Source organism: Streptomyces sp. YGL11-2, assembly GCF_050054615.1.
In the GTDB taxonomy this organism is placed as follows: Bacteria; Actinomycetota; Actinomycetes; order Streptomycetales; family Streptomycetaceae; genus Streptomyces.
The window spans coordinates 15745-41130 of sequence record NZ_JBNHIN010000061.1; the positions used below are offsets into that span (position 1 = coordinate 15745).

At 71.6% G+C, this 25386-nt stretch carries 14 protein-coding genes; 4 read left to right on the forward strand and 10 right to left on the reverse strand.

Annotated features, from left to right (window positions below):
- Positions 1-13 precede the first annotated feature (13 nt).
- On the reverse strand, positions 14-2332 hold the full coding sequence (locus ACO1BR_RS37935) for a HAMP domain-containing protein (protein WP_426799665.1): 2319 nt from the start codon (positions 2330-2332) through the stop codon (positions 14-16).
- 512 nt (positions 2333-2844) lie between these two features.
- Here ACO1BR_RS37935 and ACO1BR_RS37940 point away from each other — a divergent pair.
- From ACO1BR_RS37940 to ACO1BR_RS37950, 3 genes are all read left to right on the forward strand, one after another.
- The gene (locus ACO1BR_RS37940) at positions 2845-4098 is read left to right on the forward strand and encodes an alpha/beta hydrolase family protein (protein WP_426799666.1); all 1254 of its coding nucleotides are present in this window, start codon (positions 2845-2847) and stop codon (positions 4096-4098) included.
- Between the two features lie 785 nt (positions 4099-4883).
- A complete protein-coding gene (locus ACO1BR_RS37945; RefSeq protein ID WP_426799667.1) occupies positions 4884-5327 on the forward strand; it encodes a hypothetical protein in 444 nt (147 codons plus the stop codon).
- 360 nt (positions 5328-5687) lie between these two features.
- Positions 5688-6773: a hypothetical protein gene (locus ACO1BR_RS37950; RefSeq protein ID WP_426799668.1), complete on the forward strand. Its 1086-nt coding sequence runs from the start codon at positions 5688-5690 to the stop codon at positions 6771-6773.
- 92 nt (positions 6774-6865) lie between these two features.
- Here the strand turns inward: ACO1BR_RS37950 and ACO1BR_RS37955 are convergent, their stop codons facing one another.
- The gene (locus tag ACO1BR_RS37955) at positions 6866-8170 is read right to left on the reverse strand and encodes an Ig-like domain-containing protein (protein WP_426799669.1); all 1305 of its coding nucleotides are present in this window, start codon (positions 8168-8170) and stop codon (positions 6866-6868) included.
- A 223-nt stretch (positions 8171-8393) separates the two neighbouring features.
- A complete protein-coding gene (locus ACO1BR_RS37960; RefSeq protein WP_426799670.1) occupies positions 8394-9302 on the reverse strand; it encodes an oxidoreductase in 909 nt (302 codons plus the stop codon).
- 66 nt (positions 9303-9368) lie between these two features.
- Between ACO1BR_RS37960 and ACO1BR_RS37965 the strand changes: the two genes are divergently transcribed.
- Complete coding sequence (locus ACO1BR_RS37965) at positions 9369-10361, forward strand: helix-turn-helix domain-containing protein (RefSeq protein ID WP_426799671.1); 993 nt, start codon at positions 9369-9371, stop codon at positions 10359-10361.
- Positions 10362-10384: 23 nt separating this feature from the next.
- Here the strand turns inward: ACO1BR_RS37965 and ACO1BR_RS37970 are convergent, their stop codons facing one another.
- The 7 genes from ACO1BR_RS37970 to ACO1BR_RS38000 form a co-directional block, all read right to left on the reverse strand.
- A complete protein-coding gene (locus tag ACO1BR_RS37970) occupies positions 10385-11257 on the reverse strand; it encodes a trypsin-like serine peptidase (RefSeq protein WP_426799672.1) in 873 nt (290 codons plus the stop codon).
- Between the two features lie 214 nt (positions 11258-11471).
- Complete coding sequence (locus tag ACO1BR_RS37975; protein ID WP_426799673.1) at positions 11472-12683, reverse strand: cytochrome P450; 1212 nt, start codon at positions 12681-12683, stop codon at positions 11472-11474.
- A gap of 115 nt (positions 12684-12798) precedes the next feature.
- Positions 12799-13644 (reverse strand): SAM-dependent methyltransferase, encoded by an 846-nt coding sequence (locus tag ACO1BR_RS37980; protein WP_426799674.1) that lies wholly within the window; start codon positions 13642-13644, stop codon positions 12799-12801.
- 269 nt (positions 13645-13913) lie between these two features.
- On the reverse strand, positions 13914-14933 hold the full coding sequence (locus ACO1BR_RS37985) for an NADP-dependent oxidoreductase (protein ID WP_426799675.1): 1020 nt from the start codon (positions 14931-14933) through the stop codon (positions 13914-13916).
- Positions 14930-17236 carry an ACP S-malonyltransferase gene (gene fabD / locus ACO1BR_RS37990; RefSeq protein WP_426799676.1) on the reverse strand — a complete coding sequence of 769 codons (2307 nt, stop codon included), beginning with the start codon at positions 17234-17236 and terminating at the stop codon, positions 14930-14932. Before fabD ends, ACO1BR_RS37985 begins: the two co-directional genes overlap by 4 nt.
- 1 nt (position 17237) lies before the next feature.
- Positions 17238-23156: an SDR family NAD(P)-dependent oxidoreductase gene (locus ACO1BR_RS37995; protein WP_426799677.1), complete on the reverse strand. Its 5919-nt coding sequence runs from the start codon at positions 23154-23156 to the stop codon at positions 17238-17240.
- Positions 23153-25381 carry a polyketide synthase dehydratase domain-containing protein gene (locus ACO1BR_RS38000; protein ID WP_426799679.1) on the reverse strand — a complete coding sequence of 743 codons (2229 nt, stop codon included), beginning with the start codon at positions 25379-25381 and terminating at the stop codon, positions 23153-23155. The genes ACO1BR_RS37995 and ACO1BR_RS38000 overlap by 4 nt, the downstream gene beginning before the upstream one ends.
- Positions 25382-25386: the final 5 nt, after the last annotated feature.

Sequence of the window (25386 nt, forward strand, 5' to 3'; positions counted from 1 at the left end):
TGATCCTTCACTGCTACGGCGCGCTGCCGCGCTGGGACTTGGGGACAAGGGCCGGGGCCACGTCGGCTCCGGCGCCGCGGTCCCGTTCCACCAGGGCCTGCCGGAGCAGTTCCAGGTTGCGGGTGACCGAGCCGCACTCGTCGTGGTGGACCGGGTACAGGACGGTGCGGCGGTCGCCGCCGGCCAGCCGCTCGGCGCACCCGGTGAGGGCGCGCAGCGGTCTGACCACGACGATGTGCAGCCAGCCCAGGCAGGCGATGCCCACCGACAGGGCCAGCAGCCCGGCCAGCATGGTGCGCGCCTGGACCTCGTACGCCGCCAGTTTGAGCGCTGCGGCGGGCTCGGCGGAGACCACCTGCCAGCCCAGCCCGGCGGCCGGCCCGGTCTGCGCCAGGGGCGCGGCGGCTGCCACCGACAGGCCCTCGCCCGGCCCGGCGCCCGCGTCCAGGACGGCCGACTCCGGTCTGCCCCGGCCGCCCGGCGCGGTGTCGGTCCTGTTCACGAGGCTGGTGAGGCCCCGGCTGGGAAGGGACTGGAAGGCCCGAAAGCCGGTGCTCGCCGCGAGCACCCGGTGGCGCTCGTCGGTCAGCCACACCTTGCCGAGCCCCGGCCGCGCCACGAGGTCGTTCAGCCCGTTCACCCCGATCTCGGCGACGACCACGGCGGGGGCGGTGTCCGCGGCCCCCTTGGCGTTGCCGGCCGCCGGGATCTGGGCGTAGGCGGCGATGGTGGGGATCTTGCCGGACGTGGTGACCTGGGTGATGCCCTGGCCGGTCGGTGCATGGACGAGGGTGCGCAGCGGCTGCTTGCCGACCCGCAGCACGACGGCACCGGTGCGGTCCAGCACGTACAGCGACTGGAAGGTGGGATGGCCGGCGCGTTCGCGCCGCAGCACCTCCGTCGCCCGCTCCGGTGGCACACCGGAGATGGCCGACGCCACCGCCGCGAGATCGGTGCAGCTTTGCCCGAGGGACTGCCGCACCCGGTCGGCGGCGGCTTCGGTGCGTGCCTGCTGGTCGGCGACGGTGGTTGCCGGTACGGCTCTGTCGGCGGGTACCCGGTTGAGCAGGAACAGCAGCGGCACCGCCCACACGGCGATCACGAGTGCGCAGACCACGGCAACCGACCGGAGACCGGGCCGGCGTCGCACCGGCCGCACGGGCTCCGGCCCCGTCTCGCCGAGCAGTTGGCGGCGTATCGACTCCAACGCCCGGCCGACCCGGCGGGGCTCGCCGAACAGCGCGGCCGGCACCGGCCGCGCCAGTTCCTCCGCCGCCCCCGACATACCGCAGACTCCCCTGGCCAGCCGGGCGGCGGACAGGTGCAGCCGCAGCAGCGGAAGTTGCACGGTGCGCCACAGCACCGCGGTGACCAGCAGCGCGATCACCACCAGCACGCCCGCGGCCACGAGGGCGAACCCGGTGTGATCGGCTCCGTCCTTCGCCGGAGCCACATCCTGGGACGTGAGGATCGTCAGCCCCAGGCCGGAGCTGTCGTCCTTGCCGTCCACCGCGGAGACCGATGCCCAGCCCGCGACCCTGCGCAGCCCGTCGTGACCGTCACCGAGCATGCTCCCCGAGGACTCCCCGGTGTGTCGCCCGGCGCCGGCGGCGTCCGCCGCGGCGGCGGGCCCGGTGCGGTCGTCGGTGTCGGGCGCCGGGGTTGTGCCGACAGCAGCGGCGCGGGCGAGCACCTTGCCGTTCCGGTCCACCAGTTGACCGGTGCGCACTTCTCCGTACACCACCGGAGCGGTGGCCTTCTCCGATACGACCAGCAGGAGTTCGCGTTCGCCGGCGCCCTGGTCCCCCGTCTGGTCGCGTGCCTGGTCGTGGTTCTCGTCCTGCTTGCCGCCCGCAGTGGGCACGGTGACCCGGGCGAAGAGCAGCAGCCGGGGTTCGGCACCGCCTGAAGAGGCCAGCCGGGGCGCGATGTTCGCGGTACCGGACTTCGCCAGGGCCACCGCGGCCGCCCCGGTCAGCGGCACCGCTTCACCGCCGGCGGCCACCGCTTTGCCGGTGTCCGGGTCGAGCAGCGCCGCGCCCAACGCAGGGGGCCCGGATGGGACAAGGGACCGCAGTACGGCCGCGGGAGTGCCGCCGTCGGCGGGTCTGGTCGACGCCGCGGCGCGGCGCAGCGCGGCGGCCCTGACGTCGATGGAGGTTCTGACCGAGGCGGCGGCGTCCTCGGCGATCCGGCGCTCCCCGTCGCGTACGGCCTGGGGGACGTCCTGTTCATGAACGGTGCCGAGCCCGAGTGTGGGAAACGCGGCGACCGCCAGCAGTGCGCAGAGCAGCGCCGCGATCGGCGGACGGACCCCTCCGAGCAGTGGCATGTCGGCGCGACGCCGGGCGCGATGGGGACGGGGCGAGTGGGCAACCGGGTGCAGGGCAGCGTCCTCTCGGCACGTGGGGGATGGCCGTGCAGCAACTCGAGGAGTATCGATACTGCGTTTCACACGATAATCACAAGTCCGTTCCCTTCGCGCCCACACATACGAGATAAATGGGACCTCCACCCCCAACTCGGACGAGAATTAGGTCGCTTACACATATTTGCTACTGCGACCGATCTCTCGAGCGCGCCGAACCCGGGACGCCGACGGCCACCACCCGGCGCACCGGGGCATTCCGCCACACACACCCCAAACGGCCACTCGACCAGCCCGCTTCGCCCGCACATGCCACACCGGAACGTGGGGCGGCAGTCCCGATCACCAACCGTCCCCGAGCGAGAACTCTCCGCACAATCAGGGGGGTTGGCTTGGCCATGGCAAACTACCCATTACGATGAGCGCCACCGCTCGCCGGTCATCTCGCGAACGCCCCCACGGAGACGAGGCTGCCCATGAAGCACGCACGAAAGCGCCAGAGCCGGTTGCGCGCCCGGGTCGCCAGTACCACAGGAGCACTCGCCGTCGTCCTGGGCGCCGGCGTCGTGCCCGCCACCGCCGCGGGGAAGACCGCCGGTACGCCCACGACGGTGACCAAGCCCGAGGACACCCCGCAGGTCCCGGGCCAGCTGACTCTCCCCGCCCCGAGCGGTTCCCATCGCGTCGGTACGGTCGACCTCCACCTGCGCGACACCAGGCGCGCGGATCCGTGGATACCCGGAAACCAGCCTCGGGAGCTGATGGTCACGCTGTGGTACCCGGCCACGCACACCAGCCGCTATCCCGCCGCCCCCTGGATGCAACCCGCAGCGGCCGCCCACTTCATGGCGGCCCGTCAGATGCCGCCGGGCGCGGTGACCCTGCCCACCACCGCCGGCCACACCGGCGCCCCGGTCGACCACAAGGCCGGCAAGCTGCCGGTGCTGCTGTACTCAACCGGGCTGCACGGGGACCGCGCGATGGGCACCGCACTGGCCCAGGACCTGGCCAGCCGCGGCTACTTGGTCGTCACCATCGACCACACCCACGACGCCGGCGAGGTGGAGTTCCCCGGCGGGCGGCTTGAGCTGAACACCATGCCGGCGGGTACCCACGCGTCCCACACGATCGCCGTCCGGGCGGCGGACACCCACTTCGTGATCAACCAACTGGCCGCGATCGCCCGGGGCCACAACCCCGACGCCGACCACAAGGCCCTGCCCCACGGGCTGTCCAAAGCCGTGGACATGCACCGTATCGGGATGTTCGGCGCCTCCCTCGGCGGCGGGAGCGTGCCCGCGGCCATGCACGCCGACTCCAGGATCCGCGCGGGGGCGGACCTGGACGGCCAGTTCTTCGGGTCGGAGATCAGCAAGCCACTCGACCGCCCCTTCCTGCTGTTCAGCTCCCAACACCACAACCGCAACGACGACTCCAGCTGGGCGAGACTCTGGAAGCACCTGCACGGAGAGCGGATCGACCTGAAGCTGCGCGGCGCCGAGCACAACTCCTTCACCGACAGCGAGGCCCTGCTCCCCCAGGCACCGGCCGCTTTCGGACTCACCCCTCCCCAACTGGTCCAGATTCTGGGCACCATCGCCCCCACCCGCGCCATCGAAATCCAACGCACCTACCTCGCGGCCTTCTTCGACAAGGAACTGCGCCACCACCACAGTCACCTGCTCGACGGCCCGTCACACCACTATCCGGAAGTCGCCTTCGTGCGCTGAACGGACCGGGGGCCGGTGACGGCCCCCGCCTGAGGCCCTCCACGGCACGGCCGGTACCCGGACAGCTCCGCCGCCCGCCTCCCAGGCGCTCCGACTGCCTCATCAAGGGTACCCAACTCAGCTGCCATCCCGGCCAGTTGGCGCACACCCCAACACCCAAGTAACGCCTTTCTTTAGCAGCCGCTTCCCGTGCTAAAAACGATCTCACTCGTTCGACGGGGCGGCGCGCGGCGTCGCGGCAGGGGGGAATTCCACGATGGACAGCTCAGCCAAGGGCACCGGCGGCCACTGTCGCCGCCTCGGTGATCGGTGCGACCATCCCTTCACCGGAAGACGGGTAGCCCACCGTCCCTACGAAGGAACTGACCACCCTTCATTTTAGCCCGAAGAGCACGTCGCATTCGGTGTCGCCAGGGGCCGTTCGACTCCCGACTCCCCCACTGCTGCTTGCGAGCGGTACGGCCACGCCACCTCCGCTACGAGGTTGACGACACCTTCCCGACCTTCCCGGTGAGCGGGAGACGCCCGCTGCGGCGGGTAGCCGCCGCACCTGCTCCCCCTCCATGCCACCAGGGCCAGGCACCGACGGCATGTCGGGCCGTCCGGCCGGCCTCTCCACGCTGCGCCGCGGGTTCGGCCTGCTCGCCGCGGGTTCGGCCTGCGACGCGCATCGCGCCGGCGCCACGGGCGGGTACCTGCTGACGGACCGGACCAGGGGTCATGCGCCGCTGAGCACGGTCCGCCCATCACCACTCTGGAAAGGAAACGCAGTGCGATCCACACGCATGTTGACATCGGGAGCCGCCGTTCTGGCTTCCTCCGCCATGCTCCTGGCCCTCGGCCAGTCCTCGGCGACGGCAGCCGGTGTCACGTCCGCGGGCGCGGACGTCCCGTGGACGGCCACGTACGGCACGGCCACGGCATCGGGCACCAGGTCGTTGGAGTCCAATGGCGGCCTGTCCTCCAAGCTCATCGTCAAGGGCACCTTCAAGAACACCGGCAAGGACTGCTATTCGGTGTGGACCCAGTGGACCTACGACATGTCGCCCCTGCCGGCCGCCAAGCGGGCGACCCTGTGCGGCGCCGGCACTCAGGCGGTCGACCTGAGCATTCCCAACTACACCCTCACCACCACCGGTTCGGTCTTCATATGCCACGGTGACAAGGACGCCACGGACTGCGGCGCGCAGGAGTCGCTGACCAGCTGGCCGGTCAAGCCCACCAGCTGACCCGTCCGTCCCCGTCCCGGTTCCACTCCGGTAGCGGCTGTCCGCTCTGGTGACGGACGGGGGCGGCGAACCTGCCGGCCGGCTCGGCTGCCCGGGACACGTCCGGGCAGGCGAGCCGGCCGCTTCGACGTTCGCCGAGCCGCTGGGCGGATTCGCCCGCGTCCCCCGCTACCATTCCGTCTCGGCGTGGGTCAGTGGATCTTGCCGTGCCCGTGGGCCGGCCAGGTCGGCCGGGAGCTCCTCGGCCGGGACGCCGACCTGCCCCGGCCGTCGAGGATGCACCGAGGCCGCTGACGAGCCGTCCGCCCACCGCGGCGGCTCGATCACGTGGGCCCTCGGTCGGAACGCAAGGTGACTGTGGTGCGTGTACTGCTGGGCATCGCCGGTGTCGTCGTCGTACTCGGGATCTTCTCCTCCGTACTGCGCACCCTGGTGATCCCCCGCCCGACGCTTTCCGGCTTCACCCACATCGTGCAGCGCCTGGTCCTCCGCGCGTTCCAACTGATCGCCGACCGGTCGACGAGCGCGGAGACCAAGGACCGGGTGCTCGCACCGGTGGCACCACTGGCCATCGTGGTGACCCTGATCAGCTGGCTGGCGTCGTTCCTGGTCGGCTACGCCCTGCTGGAGGCGGCCGTCAGCCAACTCGGTGTACGGGAGGCGCTGACCGAGTCCGGATCGTCGCTGCTCACGCTCGGCTTCGCCAGCGGCAACCGGGCCACGCTGAACGCCATCGACTTCTGCGCCGCCGCCACCGGACCCATCGTCATCGGCCTCCAGGTCGGGTATCTGCCCACCCTCTACGGCGCCTACCAGAGCCGCGAGACCGAGGTCACCCTGCTCCAGGCCCGTGCGGGCTCGCCGCCCTGGGGGCCGGAGATCCTGGTGCGGTACGCACAGGTCGAACTGCTCGACAACCTCACCGAGTTGTTCCGCAACTGGGAACGGTGGAGCGCCGCGGTGAGCGAGAGCCACACCACCTACCCGGTCCTGATCCACTTCCGGTCGCCCAAGGCCACCCGCAACTGGCTGATCGCGCTGCTGGCCGTCATGGACGCCGCGGCGCTGCGGATGGCCCTCAACCCGTCCCAACCGAAGTCGGAGATCCGGCTGGCGCTGCGGGCGGGCTTTGTCTGTCTGCGCGACATCGCGGACATACGCGGCATCCCGTACGACCTCGACCCGCATCCCGACGACCCTGTCCAACTCACCTACCAGGACTTCCTGATGGGGATCGAGCGGTTGCAGGAGCGTGGCTACCCGATGGAACGCACCCCCGAGGAGGCGTGGCCGCACTTCCGCGGCTGGCGGGTCAACTACGAGGCGATCGCCTACCGGCTGGCCCTGGACATCGACGCGGTTCCGGCCCCGTGGTCCGGTCCCCGCCGCACCCCCGTGACCATCCGGACCCCGCTCACCCCGGTCGACCGCCGACCGGTCACCTAGCGTCTGTCCGACCGGTCAGGGTCGGACAGACCCCGCGCGGTTGCGCCTGCCGCGGGGCTGCCCGGCGGTTTCCCGTACGGGGCGGGAGCCGGTCACAGCGCGCTGCCCGCCTGCCAGTCGGACCAGGACAGGTTCCATCCGTTGAGGCCGTTCTCCGGTGTGACGGTCCGCTCGGGCGAGTTCTTGACGACCACGACATCGCCGACGAGCGACTGGTCGAAGAACCACTTGCCGAGGGTCTCACCCCCGCCCCCCTTGTTGTCCCGCAACCCGATGCAACCGTGGCTGGTGCCGGTGCGGCCGAAGACCGACGGACTGCCCCAGTAGTTGCCGTGGACGAAGGTGCCCGAGGCCGACAGCCGCATCGCGTGCGGCACATCAGGGATGTCGTAGGTCTTCCCGGGGTTGCCGAAGCCCACGGTCGAGCCGTCCATCCGGGTCTGCACGAGCTTCTCCGAGATCACCATCTGGCCGTTGTAGGTCGGGTTCTTCGGGCTGCCACCGGAGATCGGCACGGACTTGATGGTCTTGCCGTCCCGCACGACCGTCATGGTCTGGGTGTTCATGTCGACGGTGGAGACCTGGGACCGGCCGACGGTGAAGGTCACCGTCTTGGACTGCACGCCGGTGATGCCGCCGCCACCCTTCACGCCGTCCAGGTCGATCTTCATCGTGACCTTGGAGCCGGCCTTCCAGTACTCCTGGGGACGGAAGTCCAGGCGCTGGGCGCCGAACCAGTGCCCGACGACCTGCTGGCCGCTGCTGGAGGTCACCGTGATGTGGGACTGGACGTCCTTCTTGTTGGTGATCGACTTGTCGAAGTCGATGGACACCGGCATTCCCACGCCGACGGTCTTGCCGCCGTCGGGGGTGTAGGAGGCGGTGAAGCTGTTCTTCGGGGAGACCGTGGTGAACGTGGCGTTCTCGGTGGCCGTCCGGCCGCGGCCGTCCTTGGCGTTGGCGACCAGCTGGTACTTGGTGCCGCGCTCCAGCTGGGCCGAGGGCTTCCAGGAGGAGCCGTCGGCAGCTACTGAGCCCTTGATCGGGGCGCCGTTGTCCACCCGGACCAGCCGTACGCCGGTGAGCCTGCCGCCGCTGACCCTGACACCGGTGGTGAGGCCGGCGTCGGTGGCGCCGTTCCGCGCCGAGACCCTGATCCTCGGGCCGGACGCGTCCTTGGCCCCTTCGTCGCCGCTCGCCGCGCCGCTCCCGCCGCACCCGGACAAGGCCAGCGCACCCGTCGTGATCAGCACCGAGGCGGCGAGCACGCCGCGCTTCTGCCGGGGGCGGTGCGGCGCGGCAGGCGGCGGCTGCGCCACGGACAGGGGCAGCCGAGGGCGCAGGGTGCGCAACCGCGCAGGCGCGGGGATATCGGGCGGGGTCACGAGCAGCTCCATACAGGGCGGGGAAGTCGGCCAGGGTCAGCCAGGGCTGTACGACGTCGGTGGCCAACGGTAAGGAGTGCTTCTAAACCGATCTCTTACGACTCGGCGTCCAGCGCCCCGGCACGTCCTCGGTAGCGGCGAAGCCGGCAGGCGTCCGGCATGATGCCGCGACGTGGCGGGGCTGCAGGACTCAGGGCGATCGGCAGTGCGCCCTTCGGCGGACCCCGAGAACCACTCAGGGATTCCGGCGGTGCAGGGAGTCGAGCAGGGCAACCTCGTCCGCGGAGAGCCGGAGGGCGCCTGCGGCCACGTTCGATGCCAGGTGGCCGGGGTCACCGGTGCCCGGGATGGCCAGCACGTGCGGGCCGCGGTGCAGGGTCCAGGCGATCCGGACCTGGGCGGGGCCGGCCCCGTGTGCCCGGGCGACGGCCAGGATCTCCGGATGGTCGTTGTCGCTCGCCCCGGCTTGGCGCCCGGTGGCGGCGATCGCGTAGAACGGCACGAAGGCGACGTCCTGCTCGCCGCAGGTGCGGACGAACGCGTCCTGCTCGGGCCGCACTCCGAGGCCGTACATGTTCTGCACGCAGACCACGGGCGCGATGGCCTGAGCCTCGGCGAGGTGATGGGGGTGGACGTTGGAGATGCCGAGGTGACGGATGAGTCCGGCCTCGCGCAGTTCGGCCAGCGCACCGAAGCGCTCGGCGATCGAATCGGTGCCGACGATGCGGAGGTTCACCACGTCCAGGTGGTCACGGCCGAGCTGGCGCAGGTTCTCCTCGACCAGTCCGCGCAACTGCTCCGGCCTGGCGTGGGGCAGCCACGCTCCCGACGGTTCGCGTGTCTCCCCGACCTTGGTGGTGATGACGAGGTCGTCCGGGTAGGGGGCCAGGGCCCGGTTGATCAGTTCGTTGGCCGAGCGCAGCGCGGAGAAGTAGAACGCGGCGGTGTCGATGTGGTTCACGCCGAGCTCGACGGCGCGGCGGAGCACGCTGATCGCCTGGTCGCGGTCGCGAGGGACGGCCTCGGGCACGAGCGCCTTGCCGGTCTGCGGCAGGCGCATCGCCCCGAAGCCGATCCGGTTGACCGTCAGGTCTCCCAGCTTCCAGGTTCCCGATGCGGCGGCGTTGATCGTCTCTGAGGTCATGCCGGAATGATCTCCACGCGGTAGGGTGGCCGCCATTGATTCAGGTATGGGTGAATCCTTGGGGGGATGGCTGTCCTGGCAGAGCTTGCGTTCTCGGCGAGCGATGTGGCGCAGGTGCGGTTCGCCGTCTCGCCGATGTGGGAGGTCGGGGCCAGCTTCCGACTGCTGAAGTCCGGTGCCGTGGATCCTGTGCACCGGCGTTGGCTGGAGCAGGTGCGGCCACGGGTCGCGGCTGCCGGCTTGGACACGGCATGGCTCGCCGAACTGATCCCGTCCTCGGGCTACGCCCCGGACTTCCTCAACCCGGCACCAACCGGGCCGGCTCCCACGCTGGCGGAGGAGCTGGCCGCGGTCGTGGCCTCTCCTGCCGGCCGTGTCCGCAAGGACCTCGACCACCTCGGATACCACCAGGGCGGCATCGGGCCCCGGCTGCGGTCCCTGTATGCCGATCCGCGCACCCGCCTGGCCAAGGTCGCGCAGGAGATCGAGACCTACTGGGAGCTGGCGCTGGCTCCTTACTGGGCGCGGATCCGCACGGTGCTGGACGCCGACGTCTTCCACCGTGCCCGGCAGGTCTCGCAGTACGGGGCCGGCCACCTCTTCAACGAGCTGCATCCGCAGGTCAGCTGGAGCGACGACGTACTGCGGCTGGTCCGCTGGCCACGGGCCCTGTCCCGGGAGACGGCGGGCGCGGGGCTGCTCCTGATTCCTTCGGCCTTCAAGGGGCCGGGCCTGTCCACGCGGGTCGCTCCCCCGGACCCGCCGCAACTCGCCTATCGAGCCCGCGGCACCGGCACGCTGTGGGAACGCCGCACCGTCACCAGTACCGCGGCGATCGTCGCCGTGCTCGGCCGCGCCCGGACCCTCCTGCTCACCGAACTGGAGACGCCGGCCACCACGACAGAACTGGCTCACCGCACCGGGATCTCCAAGGCCGGGGTCTCCCAGAACCTCACGGCACTGCGCGATGCCGGATTCGTCACCGCCCACCGGGCCGGCCGCTCCGTGCTGTACGCACGCACGTCCGTCGCGGAATCCGTCCTCGCCGCCGGCCGATAACCGGCGCGCCGGCGGGACAGGCCCTAGCCCTCCTCACTGACGGCCTTGTCGTACAGGGACTTGATGGCGTCGTTGAAGTAGGGGCTGTAGGAGGTGTCGTCGGTGTCGCCGCCGGTCTGGTAGCCGCCGATGACACCGATGACCTCGCCGGTACGGGTGGCGTGGTCGAAGTGGGTCAGCCAGGGGCTGCCGCTGGTCCCGCCACTGTAGCCGGTGCAGTCGACCTTCATCTGGTCCGTCTGGAACTTCGTGGTCTTGTTGACGCAGGAGATGGGGTCCTGGCCGGCGGCCGGATAGCCGGTGATCCGCACGCTGTTGCCGTAACCGGCGTTGTAGCCGAAGCGGTTGGCGCCCAGCACATCGGCGATGCGCTTGCCGCCGACCTTGCCCACGATGACGAACCCCACGTCGTAGCCGGGGTCGGAGGACTGTGCCCAGTGGTCGTCCACCACCATCTTCGTGATCGGCCAGGTGCCGTTGGGTGCCTGGCCGTCGCGGTAGCCGGGAACGAACGCCAGGTCCGTCTGGTAGCCGCCGCCCTTGCCCGTGTGGATGCAGTGCGCCGCGGTGATCACCACGGACTTGCCGGGGCTGTCCACGACGCTCCCGGTGCAGAAGTGGTCGCCGCTGCCGCCGTGGCTGAAGAGCGCCCCCACCCGGGCGTTGGACGTGGTAGGCGGCGGGGTGTGCGAGACCCCCGGTGGGTGGCGGAAGGGCTTGGCGCCCCGCATCCGTTGCGCGGACCAGAGGGCGGGCCCGGTGGCACCCACGGACGGCGAGGACGAGGGCGGTGCGGAGACCAGGGTGCTCCGGGCCGGTACGTCACCGGTGGCGCAGCCCGCCACGGCGGCCAGACCGGCGAGCAGGGCGACTGCTGCAGCAGACTTATGGCGCATGGCGGGATGCTAGGGCACATACCGCGCGGTCCGGGGGCGCTTCGCCGCTGCTACTGGTGTTCCCGGGAGGGGCGCGGGCGCGCCGCGGGTCGTGCGCGGCGCGCGGGACGCGGCGGCGGTGCCTCCGTACGCTGACACACACCGGTCGGATATGGCCAACCGGCGGGTGGGGACGGGTGGTTGCCGTCCCGATCAGGGTCCGCTTCGCAGGCGCCTACCAGGTGACCGGGAGCTCGTGGAGGCCGAAGATGGCCGCGTCGTTCTTCAGCGGCAGGTCTTCGACGAGGCCGGCCGGCCGGAGTCCGGGGACGCGGCGGAGCAGGGTGTCGTAGACGATCTCCAGTTCCATGCGGGCAAGGCTCTGTCCGAGGCACTGGTGCGGTCCGTGGCCGAAGGCGAGGTGCTGGCGTGCGCCGCGGTCGACGTCCAGCTTCTCGGGGTTCTCGAAGACATCCGGATCGTGGTTGGCCGAGCCGCCCAGCGCGAAGACGCCTTCGCCGGCGCGGATGGTCTGCCCGCCGATCTCGACCTCCTCCTTGGCCACACGGGTGGTGATGATGTCGGTGATGGTGAAGTAGCGCAGCAGTTCCTCGACGACCTGTGGCGTGTTGCCGGGGTCGCCGGTGATGCGCGCGCGCAGTTCGGGCGTCTCCATCAGGGCGAGCATGCCCAGCGAGATCATGTTTCCGGTCGTGTCGTGGCCGGCGGTCAGCAGCAGGAACGCCAGGTCGACGAGTGCGTCGTGGTCGTACGTGCCGTCCTTGCGGCCCTTGGCGATCTGGCGGCTGAGCAGGTCCTCCCCCGGGACTTTCTCCTTGGTCGTCACGAGCTGGTCCAGGTAGGTCTGCAGGTCGAAGAACGCCTGCTGCCGGGTCAGCGGCGGGAGGGTCATGCTGAGCATGCGGGAGGTGCGGTCCTCGAAGAAGTCGCGGTCGGCGGCGGACACACCGAGCAGCTCGCAGATGACCAGGGACGGCACCGGGAAGGACATCGCCTTCACCAGGTCGGCGGGGTTGGGGCCGGCGAGCATCGCGTCGACGCAGTCGTCGACGATCTCCTGGACACGCGGGCGCAGGGCTTCCATCCGGCGGAAGGTGAACTCGCCGACGACGGCGCGCCGCGCCCTGGTGTGTTCGGGCGCGTCCATACCGGCCAGGGACAGTGTGGAGTCCTTGTCGCTCCGGGCGATCTCGACCAGCATCGGGAAGTTCGGATCGGCCCGGTCGGAGCTGAGGCGCGGGTCGAGCAGCGCCTTGCGGACGTCGTCGTAGCGGGTCAGGATCCACGCCGGCTTACCGGTCGGCAGGGTCACCTGCGACGCGGGCCCGCTCTCGCGGAGGCCGTGGTACTCGGCGGGCAGCCGGTAGGGGCAGGTGCGGGGGAACGGGAAGGCGGGCGGCGCGCCGCCGTCGCTGGGTTCGGTCACGGGATGTCACTCCTCGTCGGTGCTGGGGGCGCGGTGGCGCCGGAGGCGGGCCGGCGTCTTCGTCCGGGGGCCGGGCCGGCGCTGTTCCGGCGCCACCGCATGCGGACGTCGTCGGTCAGCGGGGCTTCTGGGCGGTCAGCAGTACGGACCCGAACTCGTCGACGTCGATCATGGAGGCGGGGCTGAACTTCTCCTCCGCCTCGTCGTCGAAAACGGTCTGCATCTCCTGGGAGCCCTTGCTCATCTGCTCGAAGGTCTGGCGCACGCTCTGCTCGGTGATGTCCAGCAGCTCGACGAAGCGGAGACCCGCGTCGCGCAGCATGGGCACGTAGTCCTCGGGCCGGGCCAGCGTCATGATGAAGTCGCGGAGGAGCCGGTCCACGGCGGGCTGCTTCTCGGCGGGGACGGGGCCGCGCTCGAAGAAGTCGGTGAGGACCAGGCGACCGCCGGGGCGCAGGACGCGGCGGATCTCGGCGAGGACCCGTCCGCGGTCGGGCATGTGGAAGATCGACTCAATGGCGATGGCGGCGTCGAAGGAGTTGTCGGGGAAGGGCAGTTCCATGGCGTCGGCGTGCCGGAACTCCACGCGGTCGCCCAGGCCGGCGCCCTCGGCGAGTGCGGTGGCGCGGGCGATCTGGTCCTGGCTGATCGCGATGCCCGTGACGTGCGCGCCGGTGCGGCGGGCGATCCGCATGGCCGGCTGGCCGACTCCGCAGCCGACGTCGAGGACCCGCTGGCCCTGGTCGATCCGCAGACGGTCGGTCATCACGTCGGTGAGCCGGTCGGCCGCCTCCACGAGCGGGGTGTCGTTGTCGTCGACGTCCCAGTAGCCGAGGTGGAGGCTGCCGCCGACCGCTTCGGTGTCCAGTGCGGTGAGGCGGTCGTAGAGGCGTCCGACCTCTTCGGGGACGGGGATCGTCGTGGGCGTCGAGGTGTCGGACGGCGTGGACGTGCTGGACATGGAAGTCCTCCGTTTTCCTTCTGGTTCATCTGAAAGAGGCGGAACGTACCCGGTGGGTGTGTGGGTCGGGACGGAATCGCCGAGGCGCCGCAGGCTGAATGCCCAGGGAATGTGCGGCGGGTGGGGAAATCTCTGCGCAAGGAGTGCGGCGCGCCATCCGTTTGGCGCCTGCGCTTGGAGATCACCATACCGGCCGGGAAGCGAACGGGGAACAAATCGATAGGAATTTCTGTGGAGTTCGCCGTTTTCTTCCGCAGGGCGTGGCGTATTCATTCGGCGATTCTCACGAGCATTTTGCCGATGTTGGCTCCGCGCAGCATGTCGATGAACGCGGTGGGCGCGTTCTCCAGTCCGCTGACGACGGTCTCCCGGTAGGAGATTCTCCCGTCTGCCAGCCAGCCGGCCATGCGGGCAGTGAACTCGTCCTGGAGGCCGGCGTGGCCCGAGACGAGGAAGCCGCGCAGGGTGATGCCCTTGGCGATGGCCTGGATCAGGTTCCGTGGGCCGGTCGGGCCGTCCTCGGCGTTGATCTGCGACATGCTGCCGCAGAGCGCGAACCGCGCGCCGAGCCTGGCCAGGGCCAGGGCGGCGTCCAGGTGGTCGCCGCCCACGTTGTCGAAGTAGACGTCGATGCCCGCCGGCGCGGCCTGCGCCAGCTGTTCGAGAACCGGCCCGGCCTTGTAGTCGAACGCCGCGTCGAAGCCCAACTCCCCGGTCAGGTAGGCGACTTTCTCGGCGCTGCCCGCCGATCCGATCACGCGTTCCGCGCCGCGGAGCCGGGCGATCTGACCTACGAGGGAGCCGACCGCGCCCGCGGCCCCGGAGACGAACACGGTGTCGCCGGGCCGGAATTCGGCGGTCTTGAGCAGCCCCGCGTAGGCGGCGTGCCCCGGCATACCGAGCACTCCGAGATACGCGGTGGGTGGCGCGAGCGCCGGATCGATCCGGACCGCGCCGGCGGCGCCGACGACGGCGTACTCCCGCCAGCCGAGGCCGTGCAGGACCAGGTCGCCGACCGCGAGGCGCGGTGACTTCGAGACGACGACCTCGCCGACGGCGCCCCCGTCGAGCACCTTGCCGACGGCGAACGGCGGGACGTAGGACCGAGTGACGTTCATCCGCCCCCGCATGTACGGGTCGACGCTCATCACGAGGTTGCGGACCAGCACCTGGCCGGTCCGGACGGCGGGCAGGTCCGCCCGCACGACCGAGAAGTCCGCGGCGGTCGGCCACCCCTCGGGGCGGGCGGCGAGCCGGACTTCGGTGCCGGTGGACGGGACGGTCATCACGTTCTCCTCGGCTGCGGTGGGGCGTTGGTCGCACGGGGCCCACCGAGGGTGTCGCGCCAGCGCCGGCATGCGGTGGCGATGTGTTCGGCGGCGCCGTCGAGCAGCATGAGGCCGATGCGGTCGACGTGGCGGTGCCGCCATGAGGCGAGTTCGGTGCCGTCGACCCACTGGTTGAAGGCACCCAGCGCCGGCCCGGTCTGCACCTGGTAGTTCACTTTTCCGGAGCCGTCGCCGTTCATGGCGAGGCGCGTCGTGTGGAAGAAGTACCAGCGGAAGACCAGTGCCATCTTCTGTTTGGCATCGGCGTCGGCACGGTCGATGTCGGCGTCGCGCCCCTGCGACCGGAGATAGCCGCGTACTTCGTCCCAGACCTCTTCGATGCTTTTTCCGAAGTAGGTTCTTTCCAGCAGGGAGCGTGTTTTCTCCGGTATCTCGTCGAGGCCGTCGTAGTGGGAGTAAAGGGAGAACAGTCGGTTGGCCCGCGCGGGGAAGAAGACGCCTTTGCGGAGCACCTGCACCCTGGCGCCGAATTCAAACATGTCGCCCGCGGGGGCGTAGGCGGTATCGGCGATGCCGATGTCCTGCAGCATGTCCTTGACCTCGGTGCTCATGCCGGATTCCACCGTGCACTGGTTGACGGATCCGGTGAGGACGTAGTCGGCGCCCAGTATGAAGGCCGCCGCGACCGCCGCCGGGGTGCCGAGGCCGCCGGCGAGGCCCATGCAGATCGGTTCGTCGTAGCCGTGCCGGTCCTGGGCCTGCTGCCGGAGGCCGAGCATGGCGGGCAACAGGACCGTCGCGACGCCGCCGTCGGTGTGCCCGCCGGAGTCCGCCTCGACCGTGATGTCGTGGCTCATCGGCACCGTCCGGGCGAGCCGCACCTGCTCGTCGGTGAGGGCGTTCTCCCGGCGGAGCCTGTCCAGGACCCGCCCGGGGGCGGGTGCCATGAACTGCTCGGCGACCTCCGGACGGGAGACCTTGGCCACGATGCGGTGGTCGCACACGGTCCGGCCGTCGGCACCGCGGCGCAGGCCCCGTGCCCGGTAGAGGACGAGCGCGGGGGTCATCTGCAGGAAGGCCGACGCCTCGATGACGGGGACGCGGTGACGCATCAACAGATCCACCAGCGCGCGCTCGGCCGCGGGGTCGTCGTGGTCGGCCAGGACGTTGACGCCGTAGGGCTGCCCGTCGGCCAGGCCGTGCCGGACCTCCTTCACCCGCTGCTCGATCTCCGGGAGCGGCAGGCCGCCGGTGCCCAGGAAGCCGAGCATGCGGTTCCGGCCGAGCCTGACGACCATCTCGGCCGAGGCGATGCCCCGGTACATACCGCCCACGGCGTAGGCGTGGCGTACGCCCATGCGCCGGCGGAACACGGCGCTGCCGAGCGCGGCGCCCGGCGAATCGGCCGGCGCGGCCGGCGAATCGGGCGAGGCGGCCGGTGCGGCGGGGCGGGCGGCCGGCCGCGGGGCGGTGCGGATCTGGTCGATCAGCCTGCCGAGCACCCGGCCACCGAGTTCGACGAACTCGGTGACGCCCCGGTCGAGGAGGTGGTGCACGCTCTCGGTCCAGCGCACGGGCTGCACGATCTGGTCGACGAGCGTGCGCGCGGTGCGGCCGGGGAGGTACGGGCGCGCCGTGGCGTTGGCGACCACGGGCGTCGCCGGGTCCCCGAGGGCGAACCCGGCGGCGAAGCGGGCGAAGTCCTGCTGCGCCTGCCGCATCAGCGGCGAGTGGAAGGCGCCGGAGACGTTCAGCCGCACCCAGCGGACATCGCGCGCGTCGAGGTATGCCACCAGCGCGTCGACGGTCGCGGTGTCGCCGGACACGACCTGCTGCCGCGGTGCGTTGTCGTTGGCGAGGGTCAGGCCGGAGAAGCCGCCGTCGTCGAGGAGTTCGCGCAACGGTGCCGCCTCGACCCCCACCACGGCCGCCATGCCACCGCCCCGTGCCTGCGCCATCAGAGCGCCGCGCCGCTGCACGAGGCGCAGCCCGGTCGCGAAGTCGAAGGCGCCGGCGCCGTGCAGGGCGCAGTACTCGCCCAGGCTGTGCCCGGCGAGGAAGGCCGGCTCCTCGCCGGTGCTCTCGCGCCACTGCCGGTGCGCCAGCGCCCCGACGACGAAGAGCGCGGGCTGCGTGTACTCGGTACGGCCCAGCTGCCGGTGCGGGTCGTCCAGGCACAGCGTGCGGAGGGAGTAGCCGAGGATCTCGGATGCCTCGTCGGCGAGTTCGGGGTACGCGTCAAACAACTCACGCCCCATACCGCGCTGTTGGGCTCCCTGACCGGGGAAGACCACTGCCTTCATGTCAGTTGTCCCCCTGTGCGGAGGCCTCCGGGGCGGCGGCGTCGTCGGCGGAGTAGAGCCGGTCGCAGAGGCGCATCAGCTTGTCGAGCGACTGCGGGGCCGTCATGACCTCGGCGTGCGTCGAGGTGTCGACGTCGATGGTGAAGAAGTCATCGATCCGGTCGGCCCACTGCCGCCAGTACGTGATGCCGTCGACGGTGGGGAGGTCGGGGTTCGGGAAGAGCACCATGTGCTCCTCGAAGGCGCCGAAGAACTTGCCGCCCCGGTTGCGCAGGTAGTAGCAGCGCAGTCCGTCGCGCCGCGGCAGGGGGTCCACCGCGTACGTCTCGCCCTGTGTGGCCTCCAAGTAGCGGGACAGCTGTCGGACTCGGGAACGCAGCTGGGTCTCGGTCTTGCCGACGCCGCGGGCGAGAGCGGCGTCGATCAGGGAGTCGAGGAACGCCGTGGTGTCCAGGGTGGTGTCGACCTCGTCGCGGCGCAGGATCGGGGTGGCGCCGCCGTGCGAGTCGAAGCGGTTGTTGCCGAGGATCAGGTTGACGGCGCGGAAGTCGCTCACCTTGGTGACCACGTCGGCGTCGAAGTTGCCGCCCACGATGAGGGCGTTGGCCTTGTTGGTGGACTCGGCGTCGAGCGTGTCCAGCATGACCAGCGTGCGCACGTCGGCGCCCTTCAGCTGGAGCTGCCGCACGGTCTCGTACGCGAACAGGCCGCCCAGCGAGAACCCGCCCAGGTCGTACGGGCCTTCCGGCTGTACGGCGAGGATGACGGACGCGTAGTACTCGGCCATGGCGTACTGCCCGGTGAGGATGTCGGTGGAGTCGATCCAGCCCTTCGGCTGGATGCCGTAGAAGGGGCGCGGGCAGCGGGCGGCCAGCGGGGCGTAGGACTCCACACCGCCGTTGCCGTGGTGGACCCAGAACACCGGCCGGCCGGAGGTGACGCCGTTCATGCGGACCAGTTCGGGGAAGTCGTGCGGCGATGTGGGCTCGGCGCGTCGTGCCGGGGCCGGCGCCGGTGCGGCGGCTGCCGGGGCCTCCTCGACCCGAGCCGCCCGAGCGGGCTCCGGGGCGGCCGTGCCGGTGTCCCGGGAGGCCGTACCGGTGATCGCGTCGACGATCTCCTGCACCGTCGCGCAGTCGGCGATGACGTCGAGGGTCAGGGACGCGTCGAGGTGTTTCTGCGCCTGGCTGAGGAACTGCATCATGAAGATGGAGTCGAAGCCGTAGTCGCCCAGGGACTTGTCCCACCGCAGGGTCTCGACGTCGACCTCCAGCAGCGTCGCCATGAGGTCCGCGACGACCGCTCCCACGGCCGACGGCTCGGCCGGCTCGGCGACGGATGCGGTGGCCGGTGCGGTGGCCGGCGCCGTCGCGACGGCCGGCGCGGGTGCGGCAGTGGCCGCCGGCTCGGGACGCGCCGGCAGGAAGCGCTCCCGCATCCGGGCCCGGTCGCCGTCGAGGGGGATGACGCTGGGCAGTCCGGTCGCCCAGCTGCGGTCCAGGGCGTCGATGCCCACGGATGCGCGCATCGGCCGCATGCCCACGGACTCCAGGAGCTGGACGGTCGACGGATCGGCACCCATACCGCCCTTCTCCCACAGCGGCCAGTTCACGATCAGGGTGCGGCCCGACCGGCTGCCCCGGTCCACCAGGGAGGCGCGGTGGGCGGCGTATCCGTCCATGAAGGCGTTGGCGGCCGCGTAGTCGGCCTGCCCGACGTTGCCGAAGGCGGCCATGGAGGAGAAGCCGATGAAGCAGTCGAGCGGGACGGCGGCGGTCGCCTCGTCGAGGTGGCACAGCCCTGCCACCTTGGCCGCGAACACCTCCCGGAGGTCGTCCGCGGTCTTCCTGGCCACGAAGCCGTCGCGCAGCACTCCGGCGGCGTGGACGATGCCGTGCAGCGCGCCGTACTCGGCCTGGACGGCGCGTACGGCCTCGGTCACGTCGGCGCGGTCGGCGACGTCGAGCACCCGGTAGTCGGCCCGGGCGCCCAAGTCGCGCAGGGTGGTGAGCAGTTCCTGCTGTGCGGGGCCGAGCGGGGTGCGACCGCACAGGACGAGGGTGGGTGCCGCGACGCGCCGGGCGATGTCCTCCGCGAAGAGGGCGCCGAGCCCGCCGGCGCCGCCGGTCAGCAGGTAGACGCCGCCGTCGCGCCAGGGCAGTACGGGGGCGACCGGGGCGACTTCGTGCCACTGGGAGACCTGCCGGCGTCCCCCCTCGTAACGCACGGCCTCCTCGGCCGAGTCGGCGCCGTCGCGCCGCAGCCGTCCGGCCAGCTCGGACTCGGCCAGGTCGGCGTCGCCGTCCAGGGCGATCCACTGCGTCAGCAGCTTGGGGTGCTCCATGCGCGCCGTGCGGAGCATGCCGCTCAGCCCGCCCAGCCAGGGCGTGTGCGCGGGGGTGACGACCTGGATGAGGCGCGGCGGCCGGGCGGGTTCCTGCGCCTTGGCGCGCAGCAACTCCAGCAGCCGCTCGGCGTATTCGGTGTAGCGGGTGCCGGTCTCGCCGCGGGCCTGCCAGGTTTCGCAGGTGGCGCCGCCGCCCAGTGCCGCGCCGAGCGCGGTGGCGTCCATCGCCGGGAGTTCGCACAGGACGACGTGCCGCTCGACGTCGTCGCCGGGCTGCTCCGGTGCCGCGCTCTCGCGCCAGTCCGCCTGGATCAGCAGTGCGGGCGTGGCAGTTGGCTCGGCGGCGCGGGGCGCCGGGCTCGGCTTCCAGCGTGTGCCGAAGCCCAGCAGGCGCACGCAGACGTTGCCCTGCGTGTCGCAGAGGTCGATGTCCAGCCGGCGTACGCCGGTGTCGCGGCGGTCGTCCTCGGCTCGGCGCACAAGTGCCCAGCCCTCGGCCGGAGTCGGGGCCAGGACCTGTACCTCGCGCACGGTGAACGGGAGCGCCGTCCCCTCCGGGGCGTCGCCGGGCTCGCCGAGCGCCAGCCCCACGGTCGCCTGCAGGGCGGCGTCCAGCATGCCCGGGTTGAGCGTCAGCGGGGATGCCGCGGCCTCGGGGAGGAGCAGCCGCGCAAGGGCGGTGTCCCCATCGTGGTACAGCTCCTGCACGGCCCGGAACGCGGGGCCGTATCCCATCCCCGTGCCCGCGAGCAGCGCGTAGCACTCGGCGCCGTCGCGCCGGGACGGGAGGTTCGCGCGCAGTGCGTCGATGTCGTGGGTGTCGTCGGAGGCGAGGAGGGCGGGGTCGGCGTGTGCGGAGCCCTTCGCGTGCAGGACGCGGTCGCCGGCGCCGTGGGCGTGCACCTCGAACCCGCCGGCCGGATCCACGTCGACGGAGAGGGTGCACGGGCCCGTCACCTCCAGGGGACGCAGCCAGGTCACGTCGCGCAGGCGCACGCCGGTGGCGGTGGCTCCGGACCTGGCCCGAACGAGCGCCTCGCGCGCGAACTCCAGGTAGGCGGCGCCGGGCAGGACGGGGGTGTTCCCCACCCGGTGGTCGCGCACGTAGAACTCGTTCCCGGTCAGTTCGCGGCGGTGGGACGACGGTGCCGCGCTCAGCGCCGCGGCCGCCGGTACCGGGGTCCGTGTGGTGCTCTTCGCGTCGGCGATCCAGTAGCGCCGCAGCGTGAACGGGTAGGCGGGCAGCGGGATGCGCCGCGTCGACCGGCCGGCGTTCAGGCGCCGCCAGTCCACGTCGAAGCCGGTGACCCAGAGCTTGAGCAGGCGTCCGAGCTTGCCCTTGGCTATCCAGCTGTCGATGGCGAGGGCGATGTCGTCGTCGCCGGCGAGTTCGTTCCACGGTGCCTGGCGCTGCGCCCGCCCGGTGTGCAGGCCCGGTGCGCTGCCGCCGTCGAGGAAGGCGTCCAGCCGCTCGCGCAGGTCGGCGAGCGAGGGGGTCAGGAACGCCAGGCGCTCCTCCATCGCGACGCGGCCCACCTGCAGTGTGTGGGCGAGGTCCGGCAGGTCGGCCTCGCCGACCCTGCCCGAGGCGATCCAGTCGGACAGCTGCCGGGCCCGGGCTCGCAGCGTCTCGGGCTCCGGGGCCGACAGGACGACGGCCACGGGGCCCGGTGTGCTCACCGGCGGTACGGTGCGCGGCACGTATTCCTCAAGGACGACATGGGCGTTGACGCCGCCGAAGCCGAAGGAGCTCACCCCGGCCCGGCGCGGCAGCTCACGGCCTTCCCCGTCGTGCGGCGCCGGCCAGGGCTGCTGCTCACGTACGAGGTGGAACGGGCTGCCGCCCAGGTCGATGTACGGGTTGACGGTCTCGCAGTGCAGGCTCTTGACGAGCGTGCGGTGCCGCATCTGCAACAGCACCTTGATCACTCCGGCGACACCCGCCGCCAGTTCGATATGACCGATGTTGGTCTTCACCGAACCGACCCCGCAGTGGGCCTCCTCCACCACCGCGCCCCGCTCCTCGTACAGCTCCCGGAACGCCGCCTTGAGCCCGTTGATCTCGATCGGGTCGCCGAGCTTGGTGCCGGTGCCGTGGGCCTCGATGTAGCCGACCGTCCGCGGGTCGATGCCCGCGGTGCGGTAGGCGCGCCGGATCAGCGCGGCCTGGGCCTTGGGGTTGGGCGCGGTCAGGGAACTGCCCCGGCCACCGTGGTTCTCGGCCGTCGAGCGGATCAGACCGTAGATGTGGTCCCCGTCCCGCTCGGCCGCCGACAGGCTCTTGAGCACCAGCATGCCCACACCCTCACCACGGGCATAACCGTCCGCCCCCTCCGAGAAGGTCTTGCACCGGCCCTCGGGGCTCAGCATGCCGGACTTGCTGAAGCTGACGTGGCCGTCGGGGACCACCATGGTGTTGACGCCGCCGACGACGGCCATGTCGCACTCGCCGCGTTCGATCGAGACGACGCCGCGGTGCATGGCGACCAGGGAACTCGAACAGGCGGTCTCGATCGGCTCGCTCGGACCGTGCACGTCCAGGAAGTAGCTCATCCGGTTCGGGCCGACGGAGGGGACACTGCCGGTGGGCGTGACGCTCCCGCCGCGGCCGCTGCGGTCGGAGAGCAGGCCGTAGCCGGTGTCGCCGGTGCCGACGAACAGGCCGAGGCTGCTCCCGGCCAGGGAGTCGGCGGCGTAGCCGGCGTCCTCCAGCGCCTTCCACACGTACAGCATCAGCAAGCGCTGCTGCGGGTCCATATGGACGGCGTCCCGCGGAGCGATGCCGAAGAACAGCGGATCGAAGTCGGCGACGCCGTCCATGAAGCCGCCCCACTTCACGTTGGTGCGGCCCGGTTCCTGGAGGGGGTCGCCGAAGAGGGCGCGCCAGTCCCACCGGTCGGCGGGGACTTCCGCGATGCAGTCACGGCCGTCGCGCAGGTTCCGCCAGAAGGCGTCGAGGTCCTCGGCCTGGGGGAACCGGCCGCTCATGCCCACCACCGCGATGGGGTCGTCCCGGCGGTCGGCGGGCGCGGGGTCGGGTACCGCCGCCGGTGCCGGGACGGCCGCGGGCGGCACAGGCACGCCGACGGGTTCGACGGACCGGGGCTCCGCGGCGGCGCCGGGCGACCACAGCCCCAGGCGGGTGGCCAGCGCGGGGCCGTACTCGTCGGTCAGGTGGGTGCCGAAGGCACGGATCGTCGGGTACTCGAACAGCACGGTGGGCACGAGCTCCAGGCCGAGGGAGTCGTTCACCATGTTCACCAGCTGGGTGATGACGAGGGAGTCGAGCCCGTACTCGCTGAGTTCGACGTTCACGTCCAGGTCGGCCGTGGTGACCTTCAGCAGCTCGCAGACCTTCTCCACCACGACGGCGCAGACCCGTTCGGTCAGGTCCTCGGTGTCGGCGGCGTCAGCCGGCCGTGCGGCTTGCGCCGGTGACTGCTCCTGCGACGGTGTCCGACCCTGTGCCTGCTTCCAGTCGCGGAGCAGGCGGAGCGCTTCGTCCTGCCCCACCTGTCCCTCGCGAATGAGCCGGTGCAGGTCGTCCAGGGATGTGATGCGGGTGGTGCTCATGCCAGGCTCCTCTTGAATTCATCCGCGCTCAACTCGCGCCGGCCAATGGCTTCGATCAGGTCCAGCAGGTGGGCGTCGTCGGCTCCCGACGACGGCTCGGGTGCCTGTGCGGCGGGCCGGGTGGGCTCGGCGTCACCGGTGGGCTCGCTGTCGCCGAGCGTGCGGACGCTGAAGCCGCGGACGCGTACGCACACCTCGCCGTCGTCGTCGCAGAGGTCGAGGTCGAGGCGGCGCACCGCGCCCCCGTGGTCGGCCTCGGCGAAGCGGACGACGCCCCAGCCGGTGCCGGGGACCGCCCGCAGCACCTCCAACTCGCCCAGGGCGAACGGCAGTGCCGTGCGCGGCGTGCCGGGTTCGTCGAGGAAGAGGCCGACCGTGGCCTGCAGGGCGGCGTCGAGCATGCCCGGGTTGAGTACGCAGCCATCGGCGCGGGAGGCGGCGGGCAGCTTCAGCCGCGCCACCGACTGCCGCGAGCCGGCGTGCAGGCGCTCGATGCCGCGCAGCGCCGGGCCGTAGGCCATGCCGATGCCGGTGAAGCGTGCGTAGCAGCTCGCGGCGTCGAGCACGGGGCCGTCGCACTGCGCGCGCAGGGCCGCGAGGTCGAGCCGCTCGGCGGGCGCTTCGGTGGCGCGCCGCAGCTGACCGCGGCCGAAGGCGACACGTTCGCCGTCCTCGTCCAGGGTGTACACCTCGTAGTTCAGTCCGCCGTCGGCCCGGGTGGTCAGCGCGGTGTGCACGTCGGTCGCCTTCTCGACGGTGAGCGGACGCAGCCAGGAGGCCAGCTTCAGCGACCAGGCGCGTTCGTCGCCGCCGGCCGCCTGGACCGCGGCCGCGCGCGCCATCTCCAGGTAGGCCACTGCCGGCAGCACCGGCACGGCGTCCGCGCCGCTGCCGGAGGCTGTGGGCCTGCGGCCGGGCCGCCAGCCGGCGACCGTCTCCCGCACACCGGCTCGGACGCGGTGGTCGGTCAGGAAGAACTCGCGGCCGGTGAAGTGCGAGGTGTAGCGGTGTTCGTTCAGGTCCGACGTGTTCGTGTGCACCAGTGGGTGCAGTGCCGCCGGCTGCGTGCCGTGCGCGGGGCGCGTGGTGTCGACCCAGTAGCGCCGGAGGCGGAACGGGTAGGTCGGCAGGGCGATCCGGCGCGTGCGGCGTCCGGTGTGGAGGCGGTCCCAGTCGAAGGGGGCGCCGTTCACCCATGCCTGGAGCAGGCGGGCCCAGTCCTGCTGGCCCGCGGTGGCGTGGTCGTCCCGCGGGCCGAACCCGGCGGGGGCGTCCGGCAGATCGACGCCGCGCGGGACCGTGCCGCGGAAGACGTCGGCCGCGGGCTCGCCGCGCAGCCAGGACTCCAGCGCTTCCCGCAGCTCGTCGGTGGTGCGGACCAGGCATGCGAGGCGCTCGGTCATGGGCGTGCGTCCGGTCTGGGTGGTGTGGGCGATCGCCGCCATGTCGGTGTCGTCGTAGTCGCCGCGGCGCAGGACGTCCACCCAGCGGGCGGCGAGTTCGCACAGCACGTCGGGATGGTTCGCCGACAGGACGACGGGGACCGGTGCGGCGGGCGCCCGGTCCGGCTCGGGGGCGGTGTGCGGCACGTATTCCTCAAGGACGACATGGGCGTTGACGCCGCCGAAGCCGAAGGAGCTCACCCCGGCCCGGCGCGGCAGCTCACGGCCCTCCCCGTCGTGCGGCGCCGGCCAGGGCTGACGCTCGCGCACGAGGTGGAACGGGCTGCCGCCCAGGTCGATGTACGGGTTGACGGTCTCGCAGTGCAGGCNCTCCCCGTCGTGCGGCGCCGGCCAGGGCTGACGCTCGCGCACGAGGTGGAACGGGCTGCCGCCCAGGTCGATGTACGGGTTGACGGTCTCGCAGTGCAGGCTCTTGACCAGCGTGCGGTGCCGCATCTGCAACAGCACCTTGATCACACCCGCGACACCCGCCGCCAGTTCGAGATGACCGATGTTGGTCTTCACCGAACCGACCCCGCAGTGCGCCTCCTCCACCACCGCGCCCCGCTCCTCGTACAGCTCCCGGAACGCCGCCTTGAGCCCGTTGATCTCGACCGGGTCGCCCAGCTTGGTGCCGGTGCCGTGGGCCTCGATGTAACCGACCGTCCGCGGGTCGATCCCGGCCTTCCCGTATGCCTCTCGCAAAAGGGCGGCCTGGGCCTTGGGGTTGGGCGCGGTCAGGGAACTGCCCCGGCCACCGTGGTTCTCGGCCGTCGAGCGGATCAGAC

Excerpts from the sequence above, each read along its gene's own strand:
- ACO1BR_RS37955 (WP_426799669.1), bottom strand. The coding sequence starts at position 8,170 with ATGGAGCTGCTCGTGACCCCGCCCGATATCCCCGCGCCTGCGCGGTTG.
- fabD (WP_426799676.1), bottom strand. The coding sequence starts at position 17,236 with ATGAAGGCAGTGGTCTTCCCCGGTCAGGGAGCCCAACAGCGCGGTATG.
- ACO1BR_RS37935 (WP_426799665.1), bottom strand. The coding sequence starts at position 2,332 with ATGCCACTGCTCGGAGGGGTCCGTCCGCCGATCGCGGCGCTGCTCTGC.
- ACO1BR_RS37980 (WP_426799674.1), bottom strand. The coding sequence starts at position 13,644 with ATGTCCAGCACGTCCACGCCGTCCGACACCTCGACGCCCACGACGATC.
- ACO1BR_RS37960 (WP_426799670.1), bottom strand. The coding sequence starts at position 9,302 with ATGACCTCAGAGACGATCAACGCCGCCGCATCGGGAACCTGGAAGCTG.
- ACO1BR_RS37940 (WP_426799666.1), top strand. The coding sequence starts at position 2,845 with ATGAAGCACGCACGAAAGCGCCAGAGCCGGTTGCGCGCCCGGGTCGCC.
- ACO1BR_RS37945 (WP_426799667.1), top strand. The coding sequence starts at position 4,884 with ATGTTGACATCGGGAGCCGCCGTTCTGGCTTCCTCCGCCATGCTCCTG.
- ACO1BR_RS37965 (WP_426799671.1), top strand. The coding sequence starts at position 9,369 with ATGGCTGTCCTGGCAGAGCTTGCGTTCTCGGCGAGCGATGTGGCGCAG.
- ACO1BR_RS37970 (WP_426799672.1), bottom strand. The coding sequence starts at position 11,257 with ATGCGCCATAAGTCTGCTGCAGCAGTCGCCCTGCTCGCCGGTCTGGCC.
- ACO1BR_RS37995 (WP_426799677.1), bottom strand. The coding sequence starts at position 23,156 with ATGAGCACCACCCGCATCACATCCCTGGACGACCTGCACCGGCTCATT.